Annotated in this window: 9 protein-coding genes and 1 pseudogene; all 10 read left to right on the top strand. The window is 37.2% G+C overall.

Annotation, left to right across the window (positions count from 1 at the left end):
* The first annotated feature begins 3 nt into the window (after positions 1-3).
* The gene (locus tag DW183_RS11900; RefSeq protein WP_118282521.1) at positions 4-909 is read left to right on the top strand and encodes an AbiJ-NTD4 domain-containing protein; all 906 of its coding nucleotides are present in this window, start codon (positions 4-6) and stop codon (positions 907-909) included.
* 454 nt (positions 910-1,363) lie between these two features.
* Positions 1,364-2,488, top strand: a complete 1,125-nt coding sequence (locus DW183_RS12715) for a restriction endonuclease subunit S (RefSeq protein WP_243069577.1) — start codon at positions 1,364-1,366, stop codon at positions 2,486-2,488.
* 28 nt (positions 2,489-2,516) lie between these two features.
* The gene (locus DW183_RS11890) at positions 2,517-2,828 is read left to right on the top strand and encodes a nucleotidyltransferase family protein (RefSeq protein ID WP_118282517.1); all 312 of its coding nucleotides are present in this window, start codon (positions 2,517-2,519) and stop codon (positions 2,826-2,828) included.
* A complete protein-coding gene (locus DW183_RS11885) occupies positions 2,815-3,204 on the top strand; it encodes an HI0074 family nucleotidyltransferase substrate-binding subunit (protein ID WP_118282513.1) in 390 nt (129 codons plus the stop codon). Before DW183_RS11890 ends, DW183_RS11885 begins: the two co-directional genes overlap by 14 nt.
* 65 nt (positions 3,205-3,269) lie before the next feature.
* Positions 3,270-4,238: a site-specific tyrosine recombinase/integron integrase gene (gene xerA / locus DW183_RS11880; RefSeq protein ID WP_118282509.1), complete on the top strand. Its 969-nt coding sequence runs from the start codon at positions 3,270-3,272 to the stop codon at positions 4,236-4,238.
* A gap of 33 nt (positions 4,239-4,271) precedes the next feature.
* On the top strand, positions 4,272-5,333 hold the full coding sequence (locus DW183_RS11875; RefSeq protein WP_118282505.1) for a restriction endonuclease subunit S: 1,062 nt from the start codon (positions 4,272-4,274) through the stop codon (positions 5,331-5,333).
* A gap of 57 nt (positions 5,334-5,390) precedes the next feature.
* Positions 5,391-8,753, top strand: a complete 3,363-nt coding sequence (locus DW183_RS11870; RefSeq protein ID WP_118282501.1) for a DEAD/DEAH box helicase family protein — start codon at positions 5,391-5,393, stop codon at positions 8,751-8,753.
* A 21-nt stretch (positions 8,754-8,774) separates the two neighbouring features.
* Positions 8,775-9,188, top strand: a pseudogene (locus DW183_RS11865) (transposase); the annotation flags it as partial.
* A 250-nt stretch (positions 9,189-9,438) separates the two neighbouring features.
* On the top strand, positions 9,439-10,917 hold the full coding sequence (locus DW183_RS11860; RefSeq protein WP_118282498.1) for a family 43 glycosylhydrolase: 1,479 nt from the start codon (positions 9,439-9,441) through the stop codon (positions 10,915-10,917).
* Between the two features lie 33 nt (positions 10,918-10,950).
* Complete coding sequence (locus DW183_RS11855; protein WP_199649458.1) at positions 10,951-11,175, top strand: hypothetical protein; 225 nt, start codon at positions 10,951-10,953, stop codon at positions 11,173-11,175.
* The last annotated feature ends 322 nt before the right edge of the window (positions 11,176-11,497 follow it).

Genomic DNA, 11,497 nt, shown 5'->3' with positions numbered 1-11,497 from the left:
AAAGTGGCGAAGGTAAGTAAACGGGGTGGTTTTTCCGATCGTTATAACATCAAGACAGAGAATACCACAATTCAAGTAAAAGAATTTGATAAACGAACAAGAATACAAATCCAAAATATGTTAAGTGAGATGTATCAGGAAGTATATCTACATAAAACATATTGGGGAAATGAAGATATACAAGAATTTTTTCGTTATATTTTGGGAACAGTGTATGCTGAATTGGTAGATACTAGAGAAAAAATAGATGATGATTCTATTTGGCAAATGATTAATAACACTATACTGTTTGATGAATATGATGATGTGCTAACGGTGATGGAAGCAATAGTTCAGTATTGGGATAGATACATGCGAGATAGTAGAGGATTTAAATATTATAATCCGTACGATAAATGTTATCAAAGTATTTCGTTGTTTCAGCTAGTTAATGAATATCTTAAGCGTGAATATATAGGGTATCGATTTGTTGACGGACAGTTAACACCAATCACTGACGACATAGAGATCGAGGCAATTAATCAAGCCATTAATATTAAATACGAACCTGTACGTATTCATTTATCGAAAGCAAATAAGTTGATGGCGGATAGAAATGCTCCTGATTATGAGAATTCAATTAAAGAGAGTATAAGTGCAGTAGAAGCATTATGCGAGATTTTAACAGAAATAAAAGGAAAAGAGGCTACATTAGGTAAAATGCTTAAACTATTGGATGATAGAGGCATTGAAATACATTCGGGGTTAAAATCGGCGTTTAATGTTTTGTATGGATATACGTCAGATGCAAATGGGATCAGACATGCAGGTAACATAGGAGGACCGGCATCTACATTTGAGGAAGCAAAGTATATGTTGGTTTCTTGCAGTGCTTTTATTAATTATTTGATAGGAGTGTCGGCAGATTAGATGAAAGGAAAAACAAATTCGGATTTGTAGGGCTGATTGAAAAACAGAATATATGTTTGACATAGATGCGGTTAGATGCTAGTATAATGATAAAGAAGGTGCTACCGATAGACGGTTAGCCCTGATACATGTGATTAAAAATAACCGCCAAGTTTTGTCAGGACAGGGCGGTTATTTTTGTGTCTTATCATTGCTCTTAGACCCAACGGTATAACCAAGAGCAAAGCAAGTAATACATAAGCTGATAATGGCTATAAATAGCTCCGTTGTAAGCATAAGCACAAACCTCCTCAAAAGATTTCCAGAAGTGGATTTCTATGTAAACACAGGCTATAACTCCTGTGGAGAAGGCTAACCGCCTACCGAATAGGGTAGCACCAAATATATTATACCAAACATATGTTCTAATATCAAGCCTGCGAAAAATAACGAGAGATTTGTAAGGGATAAAGATATGGATAAGATGTATGTAGAAGATTGCTGCCAAATACTTGATTCTATGCGAGTGCCCATTACAGCATCTGATAGAAAAGAAGGTGAATATCCTTATTATGGAGCAAATGGTATACAAGACTATGTTGCAGATTATATTTTTGATGATGAACTTGTATTATTGGCTGAGGATGGTGGTAATTTTGGATCGAAGGAAAGACCTATTGCATATAGAGTTTCTGGGAAATGTTGGGTTAATAATCATGCACATGTATTAAAACCAAAAGAGGGGTTAGATGTTGATTATCTATGCTATTCATTAATGTTTTACAATGTGGATGGAATGGTTAATGGTGCTACAAGGAAAAAACTAACTCAAGCGGCTATGCGTAAGATGCAGATTCCCTCAAGAAGTATGGAGGAGCAAAAATTTATTGTGGATGAATTGAATCGCATTATTAAGATAAAAGAACAGCGTCAGCAAGAGTTGCAGCTATTAGACAATCTTATCAAAGCCCGATTTGTCGAGATGTTTGGAGATCCCTTTGGGAATCCGAAGGGGTGGAGAAGATTGACATTTAAGGAAGCGGGAGAAAGGCTAAGCGATGGTCCTTTTGGCTCAAATCTGAAGTCTGAGCATTATACTGATAGAGGTATTCGTGTAATAAGGCTTGGTAATATAGGGGTTGGAAGATTTATAGATGATGATAAATCATATATTTCGCCAGAACACTATGAGAGATTAAAAAAATACACTTGTAAATCTGGAGAGATTATAATCGGAACACTCGGAGAACCAAATTTGAGAGCTTGTATTGTTCCAGAAGTGGTAGGCGTTGCAATAAACAAGGCAGATTGTGTTCACTATATTCCAAAGAGCGAGATATTGAACAATGATTTTGTGTGTCAGTACATAAATTGTCCGGAAACTTTGTTGCTCGCGAAAGGAATGATACATGGACAGACCCGTTCAAGAGTTTCATCAGGGCAGATAGCACAGATGCCTATTTTTGTGCCGCCGATAGATCTTCAGAGAGATTTTTCTGAATTTATGTCTCAGACTGACAAATCAAAAGTTGCTGTTCAAAAAGCACTAGATGAAGCGCAGCAGTTGTTTGACAGTTTGATGCAGGAGTATTTTGGGTAATCATTAAGACGATATAGGAGCAGCATATATGGATATAAATAGAGTTTCCGTGGAGACAGGAATAAAGGAAATTGTATTACAGGAAATTATTCAATTAGCAAAACAGAATAATGTCGAAAAAGTTATCCTTTTTGGGTCAAGAGCAAGAGGAGACTTTAAAGAGCGTAGTGATATTGATCTGGCATTTCGCGGCGGTCATAGAAGTCATTTCGTTTTGGATGTAGATGAAATGACATCGACATTACTTGAATTTGATATTGTGGATTTAGATATGCCAGTTAAAGAGGAATTACTTGAGTCTATTAAAAGTGAGGGAGCAGTTTTATATGAAAAAATTTGAGAACTTTAAAGCATCATTAGCTAATTTGAAAGACATTTTTTCTTATCAAGAACCATATGGAAATGTAGAAATTGCTGGTATGGTTGGATTGTATGAAATATGCTTTGAACAATCATGGAAAGCTATGAAGGAAATATTAGAAAACTATGGTTATGCGGAGGGAACCACAGGATCACCAAGAGCAATTCTGAAAACAGCATATAAAGCGGGAATGATTACGGATGAGGAAGTATGGTTAGATGCTCTTGTGTCGAGAAACAATGTGACGCATGCATATAATCAAGCGATTGCAATGGATATTATCAATCAAACAAAAGAAAAATATTATGATATGTTTATACAGTTGGAGCAGACAATAGAACAGAACTGGCTCTAGTAGAACATGTTTAATCATATAAAATATGGCTGTAGGATGTTGGTATCAGAAAAGGAGAAACCAACATGGAAGAAAAAATTGTAATAGTACTAAATGAAATGTCAGAGTACTTATCAATCACCCAAATGAAAAAACTGCAGGAGGTTATTATTAAAACATTTGCAGAAAATAAAGTGTCAAAAGTAGCCATAAAGAATGAAGATTTTTTAAATATGTTTCTGTCAGCAAAGAGAATTGAGGGATGTTCAGAGAGAACGATTAATTACTACAAGGTGACGGTTGAACATTTATTATCGTATACGGAGAAAAATGTTCGAAAGATTACGACTGAGGAAATGAGAGAATATTTGTCAAACTATCAAAAACGCAATAATTGTTCTAATGTTACGATTGATAATGTGCGTAGAAATATTTCAAGTTTTTTCTCATGGCTGGAAGAGGAAGATTATATCTTAAAAAGTCCAATGAAAAGGATACATAAGATAAAAACAAAAAAGACTGTTAAGCATACAATCACGGATGAAGAGATAGAAAAACTGCGTGACAATTGTAAGGAAAAAAGAGATTTAGCAATGATTGATCTTTTGTATTCAACGGGAATCAGGGTAGGAGAACTGGTAAATCTAAATATAGAAGATATTAATTTTGAAGGCAGAGAATGCGTTGTTTACGGAAAAGGTGACAAAGAACGAAGAGTATATTTTGATGCAAAAACGAAAGTTCATTTAAAGCAGTACCTTGAAAGTAGAACGGATTACAATGAGGCTCTGTTTGTAACGTTGGACGCACCATATGAGCGATTGAAAATAAGTGGTGTGGAAATACGGTTGCGAAATATTGGAAGAGGTTTAAATATCGAAAGGGTACATCCGCATAAATTTCGTAGGACAATGGCAACAAGAGCAATTGATAAAGGAATGCCAATTGAACAAGTGCAAAGATTACTGGGGCATTCACAAATAGATACAACCATGCAGTATGCAATGGTGAATCAAAATAATGTCAAAACATCTCATCAAAAATATATAGCCTAGGCAAAAGATACAATTCGGATTTGTAGGGATGTTATGAAGCGTAGAATATGTATAAATGAAATTGCAGATTATTCAAAAGGACAACAAATCAACGGGGATGATTTGTTAGCAGATGGCAAATACGATTATCTTAATGGGGGAATTAATCCGTCAGGAAAATGGTCGGATTATAACGTTGAAGGTGGTACTGTAACAATTAGTGAGGGCGGCAATTCTAGCGGATATGTTAATTATATGAATTCTCCGTTTTGGTGTGGAGCGCATTGCTATTATTTGTACAACGTAAAGGGAAATACAAGGTATCTGTATTATGCATTAAAAAGTCAGCAGGATAAGTTGATGGGGATTCGCTCTGGTGCTTGTATGCCAAATATTAAAAAATCTGATTTGGGAAAGTTTGAAGTTTGGTTTGATACTGATATAAACGAGCAGGTAAAAGTCATAGAGGTTTTAGAAAAAGTAGAGAACATTATTCAGGCAAGGAAGAGACAATTAGAAGCCTTTGACCAATTAATCAAAGCCCGATTTGTCGAGATGTTTGGTGACCCTGAACTGAATCCTATGGGATGGGAGCAGGTCACGCTCAATGATGTATGTTCTTCTATTGTTAGGGGACCTTTTGGTAGTGCATTAAAGAAAGAGTTTTTTGTAGAGCCAGATGAAACAACCTATAAAGTATATGAGCAGAAACATGCAATTCAAAAATCTGCATCAATAGGTACGTATTATATTACCGAAGAGAAGTATCAGGAATTGAAGCGATTTGAATGCTTGCCAGGTGATATATTGATGAGTTGTTCTGGCACTATGGGAGAGTTGTATCAGCTTCCAGATGGATGCGAAAAAGGTGTTATAAATCAGGCTCTATGTAAGTTTACATTAAATGAGCGTATTTTGCCGATTTGCTTCCTGGTATACATGAAACAAACTATAGGCAATCTTGAGACTAAAGGAAGTGGTATTCAGAATATTGCAGCTGTTTCCTATGTTAAGCAGATGCCAATAAACTTACCGCCAATGGACGTTCAAAATGAGTTTGAACAGTTCGTCCACCAAGTCGACAAATCAAAAGTTGTAGATATAAAAGCAGCATAAATGGAGATGTTAGAGGTATCGTCGTAGAGATATATAGAACGCTAAAGGGGTGGTTATATGATGACAAATTTTGATTATTTAAAGCGAGAACCCAAATTTAATAGCTTTTCAGGTGTGGCGATTTCTGCTGAACGAATTATTCTTATGGATCCGGAGGCTAGTATTATTAACAGCCGCCGTGCTATGGAATTTGCATTGAAATGGATGTATTCCGTGGACAAGGAATTGGAAATGCCGTATCAGGATAATTTGCAGAGTTTGATGAATGCGGAAGAGTATCGACAGATTATCGGACCGGATTTGTGGAAACGAATGGATTTTATCCGAAGATGTGGTAATAACGTTGCACATAGCGGAAAAAAGCTTGGACGGGATGAGGCAATGCTTTGTCTTGAGAATCTGTTTATTTACTTGGATTATATTGCTTATTGCTATTCTGATTTGTATGAAGAGCGTAGCTTTAATCCAAATCTGATTGATGAACGCATCAAGAAGAGTAAGGAGAATCGTGAACAGGCAGAGGCAACAAAAGCAGAACTCAAAAAGGAAATAGAAAATTCGGCACAGAAAGATTTAGATTTACAAAAGCTTCGTGAAGAAAATGAATCTTTAAAAGAGGCTTTGTCTGCGCGTCGTGTGGAAAAACAACAGACTTACGTGCCAAAGCCGCTTGATTTGTCAGAATATAAAACCCGTAAAATTTATATCGATTCTATGCTCGTTGATGCAGGCTGGACAGAGGGTAAGGATTGGATTAACGAGGTAGAACTTCCAGGAATGCCAAATAAGTCTGAAGTAGGATTTGCGGACTATGTTCTTTATGATGATGCCCATAAACCACTTGCGGTTATTGAAGCAAAGCGTACTTGCGTGGATGTGGCTAAAGGACGTCAGCAGGCAAAACTTTACGCTGATATTTTAGAAAAAGAATACGGTAGAAGACCGGTTATATTCCTGACAAATGGTTTCGATACAAGAATCATAGATAATCAATACCCAGAGAGAAAAGTGGCAGAGATTTATTCGAAGCGCGATTTGGAAAAATGGTACAATCTCCAGTCGATGAAGACCAGTTTGAATCATATATCAGTGGATAAAAATATAGCGGGTCGTTATTATCAGGAAGCTGCGATTAAGGCAGTTTGTGATAGCTTTGATAAGAAAAATCGAAGAAAAGCGCTCCTTGTCATGGCGACAGGTTCCGGAAAGACGAGAACGGTTATTGCATTATGTAAGGTATTGTTAGATGCCGGATGGGTGAAGAATATCCTTTTCCTTGCAGACCGTAATTCATTGGTTACACAGGCAAAGAGAAGTTTTGTAAATTTGCTCCCGGATTTGTCATGTACAAACCTTTGTGAAGAGAAGGATAATTACAAGTCACATTGTGTATTTTCTACGTATCAAACTATGATGGGGTGTATCGATTCTATCAAGGATGAAGAAGGAAAACTTTTTACAAGCGGACACTTTGATCTCGTGATTTGTGATGAGGCACATCGTTCCATTTATAACAAGTATAAGGATATCTTTACGTACTTTGATGCTCCATTGGTAGGATTGACTGCTACACCGAAAGATGAGATTGATAAGAATACCTATTCTATTTTTGAATTGGAAAATGGTGTTCCGACATACGGATACGATTTGGCACAAGCAGTAAAGGATGGATATCTTGTTGATTATATGTCGGTTGAGACGAAATTAAAATTCATCGAGCAAGGCATCAGCTATGCGGAACTTTCCGAAGAAGAGAAAGAAATCTACGAAGATACTTTCGAGGATGAAAATGGCGAGATTCCGGAGCGGATTCATTCGTCTGCATTGAATACGTGGCTATTTAATGAGGATACCATTCGCCAGATTCTTCATATTGTGACGCGTGATGGATTGAAGATTAATTACGGCGAGAAAATAGGAAAAACAATTATCTTTGCAAAGAACCATGCACATGCTGAAAAGATTTTGGAAGTGTTCAATAAAGAGTATCCGAATCTTGCGAAGGGAGCAAATGGACAGGCTTTTGCAAAGGTCATTGATAATTATATGACTTATGCGCAGAGCGCGATTGACGAGTTCTCTGATGCGAAGAAACTTCCTCAGATAGCGATTTCTGTAGATATGCTTGATACCGGCATTGATGTACCGGAAGTTTTAAACCTAGTCTTCTTTAAGAAGGTTATGAGTAAGGCAAAGTTTTGGCAGATGATTGGTCGTGGTACCAGACTTTGCCCGGGACTTGTTGATGGAGAAGATAAGAGCAAATTCTATATCTTTGATTTCTGTGGCAATTTTGAATTTTTCCGAATGGGAGAAGGACGTCCAACAGCCAATATGATTGCTTTGCAAGGGGCGGTATTTAATCTGGAATTCCAGATAACGTATAAGCTTCAGGATATTAATTACCAGGTGGAACGATTGATTGCATATCGTAATCAGTTGGTTGAAATGATGACGGGAAAAGTGAAAGAATTAAATCGCGAAAACTTTGCGGTCCGTCAACATATTAAGTATGTAGATTTGTATTCGAATGAGAGTAATTATCAGAATCTCTCTTATGAGGATACTTTACTGGTGCGTGATGAATTAGCACCGCTGATTTTGCCGGATAACGATGAGGCATCAGCGGTTCGTTTTGATGCATTGATGTATGGATTAGAATTAGCACAGCTTGCGGGTAGAAAGTATGGACGATTGAAATCGGATTTGTTTGATAAGGTGGGCGCGATTGCGACGGTGGCAAATATTCCAGAAATTCAGGTTCAGAAAGAATTAATTGAGAAAATTCTTAATACCGATTATGTAGAACGTGCAGGAATTGAGGATTTTGAACATATCAGAGAAAATTTGCGTAATCTGATGAAATATTTACCTCATCCAAAGGTGCGTTATGACACAGATTTTACAGATGATATCCTGGATACTCAGTGGAATGAATCTGAACTTGAAAATGATGAATTGAAGAATTATAAGGCAAAAGCAGAATATTATATTCGCCAGCATCAAGATAATATTGTTATTGCAAAGCTTCGTACAAATCAGCCGCTTACACATTTAGATGTGGAGTCGTTGGAAGAGATTCTTTGGAAAGAGGTTGGTACTAAGGAAGATTACGAGAGGGAATATGGACAGAAACCATTAGGTGAGTTCGTTCGCAGCATCGTCGGAATGGAAATGAATGCTGCCAAGGAAGCATTTTCAGAGTTCCTAGATAATACAAGTCTTGATAGCAGACAGATTTATTTTGTAAATCAGATTATAGAATACATTGTGCATAATGGTATGATGACAGACCTTTCTGTACTTCAGGAGCCACCTTTTACGGATCAGGGGAGTGTGGTTGATATCTTTACTGATTTAACGGTTTGGAGTGCGATTCGAAAGACCATTGAGAGGATAAACGCAAATGCGGTAGCATAATAAAAGGTAAAAGTATCAAATTTTTCTGGTATGGTTGTTTCATGGACAATAGGAACTTCACCCAATGCCGAGCTGACAAACACTATGCTTGGCAACGCAATTGACACACTAAATGATAATGAACATCCTTTGGTTCACTCGGACAGAGGTTGTCATTATCGATGGCCAGATTGGATAAAGCTGATGGTTGGGGCCGCACTGACACGTTCTATGTCAAAAAAAGGGTGTTCTCCGGACAATTCTGCATGTGAGGGGTTCTTTGGTCGACTCATGAATGAAATGTTTTATAACACAAACTGGAATCATATCTCTATTGAATCGTTCGTTAATGAACTTGATGAATATATGCACTGGTATAATGAAGATCGAATCAAAATGTCACTTGGTGGAATGAGCCCACTTAAGTATAGACGTAGTCTGGGAATAGCAACTTAGTCCAAGAAAACGTCCGCACCCCCCCCCCTTAATTCCACCGCATAAGCGGAGGGTGGAATTAACGTTTTCAATTTTTAGTGGATAATTGATACAGTTTGTGGTATTATAACATTGTGGTTCCTGCTCACTGTCAGGTAGAGGTCGTAATTCCAGAGTTAGATGATATGAGATTCTCAGTTGGAGAATATACTTTTCAATTGGATAAGAAGGAATTGTGCAGTTAAGAATTCTTGATACAAGGAGAACAAACATGAAAAAGCAAGCATTTAATCCATATTTACCAAGTTATGAATATGTGCCGGATGGAGAACCACATGTCTTTGGGGACAGATTATATATTTATGGTTCTCATGACAAGTTTAATGGCAAAAGATTTTGTGAAAATGACTATGTGGCATGGTCAACTCCAGTTGATAATTTGGCTGATTGGAGATATGAAGGTGTTATATATAAAAAGACGCAGGATATTGACAATGCAAATGGAGATAAGGTGATGTATGCTCCGGATGTGGCAAGAGGAGTAGATGGAAAATATTATCTCTACTATGGTCTTGAAAACGACAACAAAATTGGTGTGGCTGTGTGTGATAGCCCGGCTGGAGAATATCATTTTTTAGGTTGTGTGCAGGATAAAAATGGTGAATACTGGGGGAGAAGACCGCAGGATTTTATGCCGTTTGATCCGGGTATTCTTGTAGACAATGGCAGAGTATATCTTTACGCAGGTCAGGGACCTATGATGGAAAAAATGGCCAAGAGTGAGTATAAGCGACATTTCAGAGATAGTTCTTATTTTGTGGAACTTGAGACCGATATGCTTACGATGAAACAAGAACCGGTTAGATTATTACCAAATATAATGGATTCTGCAGGCACGGGCTTTGAGAACCATGAGTTTTTTGAGGCAAATTCCATTAGAAAATTTGACGATAAATACTATTTTATTTATTCATCCGTGCAGAGTCACGAGTTGTGTTGGGCTGTATCTGACAGACCAGATGGAGATTTTACTTATGGTGGTGTATTAACTTCTAATGGTGATGTGGGTCCTCTTGGCTTTACATCTACAAAAAGTTATGCTAAGCCATTGGGATACGAAGTCAAGAATTACATTGGAAATAATCATGGTAGTGTAGAAAAGATAAAGGACAGGTATTATGTTTTTGGACATAGACATACTGCCAGAAATATGTTTTCCAGACAGGGGTATGCAGAGGAGATAAAGTTTAAAAACGGAAAATTTGAATATGCTGAACTTACAAGTTGCGGTCTTAATGACGGCCCTCTGATGGGAGTTGGTGAATATGAGGCAAGGATAGCCTGTCATTTGTATTCAAAGAAAGGTCCGACTTGGTCTGCTCATAAACTGGTCCAAAACAAAGAGCATCCAGCCTTTATGCAAGACGGATTAGATCGCGAGGACAATCCAAACCAATACATTCAGAATATGAAAGATGGTGCTGTTGCTGGATTTCGGTATTTTGATTTTGAAAACTATGAGCCGGATTCGATTTCTGTAAAGATTCGTGGAAAGGCTAATGGGTATTTCTACATATACGATGACGCTGACAAGAAAAATATACTAGGAAAGATCGCTATAGTTGTGAATGACAAGAAGAATTTTTGCTGTGTAAAAGACTCTTTAACTGTTCCAAAAAAGAATAGTGCACTTTACTTTGAATACAAGGGTAAGGGATATCTAGATTTTTATAGTTTTGAACTAAAATAAATGTTCATACATATCACTAAGGAGCCGAACGTAATGGCGCAAGGAATGTCTTGGATCAAAACGAATATGAAACTTGCGATGAATACATCGGATGAAACCATTGCGGAACTTATGACGGACGGATGTAATATGGGAGTGAAGTCTTTGAATCGGTATTTAAATCAGTATAAGGCAGCGGATGATAGGGCAAAGGCAATCACGAAGAAATTGATCAATTTGGAAACTGATTTGTGTAGTGATTTAAGAGTATATTTATAGCAAAGAGTGTGCGGTAAAGCACACTTTTTCTATATACAGAAATGATATATAAGATATGCAAATTAGAATATAATTTGACTATGAAGATAGAGAGGTATTGTAAGAGATGATAGAGTGGCACCGATTAGTGGAACATTTGATGATTTAAGACAGATGCTGCGGGAGGGATAGGATTTGAAATATAAGGTCATTCGAACAGATACTGCAGATGCCTCGAGCATAAAGTACTTGGCAGAGTCCTGAAATTCTGTTTATAATATAGGAACATATGCAGTGCCGTAATGGTAAGAGAACAGCTCCGGCTGCTCTTAAGATCGCATGT

The organism is Roseburia sp. AM16-25 (assembly GCF_003473825.1).
Taxonomy (GTDB): domain Bacteria; phylum Bacillota; class Clostridia; order Lachnospirales; family Lachnospiraceae; genus Pararoseburia; species Pararoseburia lenta.
Note: the sequence above shows the minus strand (reverse complement) of the source record. Positions and strands in the feature narration are given on the sequence as shown.

What these genes read in the sequence shown, in the direction of transcription:
- DW183_RS12715 (WP_243069577.1), top strand. Translation starts at nt 1,364, where the DNA reads ATGGATAAGATGTATGTAGAAGATTGCTGCCAAATACTTGATTCTATG.
- DW183_RS11890 (WP_118282517.1), top strand. Translation starts at nt 2,517, where the DNA reads ATGGATATAAATAGAGTTTCCGTGGAGACAGGAATAAAGGAAATTGTA.
- DW183_RS11885 (WP_118282513.1), top strand. Translation starts at nt 2,815, where the DNA reads ATGAAAAAATTTGAGAACTTTAAAGCATCATTAGCTAATTTGAAAGAC.
- xerA (WP_118282509.1), top strand. Translation starts at nt 3,270, where the DNA reads ATGGAAGAAAAAATTGTAATAGTACTAAATGAAATGTCAGAGTACTTA.
- DW183_RS11875 (WP_118282505.1), top strand. Translation starts at nt 4,272, where the DNA reads ATGAAGCGTAGAATATGTATAAATGAAATTGCAGATTATTCAAAAGGA.
- DW183_RS11870 (WP_118282501.1), top strand. Translation starts at nt 5,391, where the DNA reads ATGATGACAAATTTTGATTATTTAAAGCGAGAACCCAAATTTAATAGC.
- DW183_RS11860 (WP_118282498.1), top strand. Translation starts at nt 9,439, where the DNA reads ATGAAAAAGCAAGCATTTAATCCATATTTACCAAGTTATGAATATGTG.
- DW183_RS11855 (WP_199649458.1), top strand. Translation starts at nt 10,951, where the DNA reads ATGGCGCAAGGAATGTCTTGGATCAAAACGAATATGAAACTTGCGATG.